Origin of the sequence: Thauera aminoaromatica S2 (assembly GCF_000310185.1) — a bacterium.
GTDB lineage: Bacteria > Pseudomonadota > Gammaproteobacteria > Burkholderiales > Rhodocyclaceae > Thauera > Thauera aminoaromatica.
In genome coordinates, this window is record NZ_AMXD01000307.1 from 1 (window position 1) to 646 (window position 646).

1 protein-coding gene is annotated in these 646 nt (G+C 69.3%); it reads left to right on the forward strand.

Features of this window, described 5'->3' with window-relative positions; all coding sequences use genetic code 11:
- The coding region (locus C665_RS19775) for an electron transfer flavoprotein subunit beta/FixA family protein (RefSeq protein ID WP_004330859.1) at positions 1-624 on the forward strand (624 nt) is incomplete at its 5' end.
- Between the last annotated feature and the right edge of the window lie 22 nt (positions 625-646).

The following is a 646-nucleotide window of genomic DNA, read 5'->3' on the forward strand; positions in this document are numbered from 1 at the left end:
GTCGAGGAGGCGGTGCGGCTGAAGGAAGCGGGCGTGGCCACCGAGGTGGTGGCGGTGTCCTGCGGCGTGGGCGCCTGCCAGGAGACCCTGCGCGCGGCGATGGCGATCGGTGCCGACCGCGGCATCCTGGTCGAGACCGATGTCGAGCTGCAGCCGCTGGCGGTGGCCAAGCTCCTGAAGGCGGTGTGCGACAAGGAGCAGCCGCAGCTGGTGATCTGCGGCAAGCAGGCGATCGACGACGACGCCAACCAGACCGGCCAGATGCTGGCGGCGCTGGCGGGCTGGCCGCAGGCGACCTTCGCGTCCAAGGTGACGCTGGCCGACGGGAAAGCCGCGGTGACGCGCGAGATCGACGGCGGCCTCGAGACCCTGTCGGTGAAGCTGCCGGCGGTGATGACCACCGACCTGCGCCTGAACGAGCCGCGCTACGCGACGCTGCCCAACATCATGAAGGCCAAGAAGAAGCCGCTCGACACCGTGAAGCCGGCCGACCTGGGCGTGGATGTCGCGCCGCGTCTGGCCACGCTGAAGGTCGCCGAGCCGCCCAAGCGCAGCGCCGGCGAGCGCGTGGCCGACGTGGCCCAGCTGATCGACAAACTCAAGAACGTTGCGAAGGTGATCTGAACATGGCCATTCTCGTCATTGC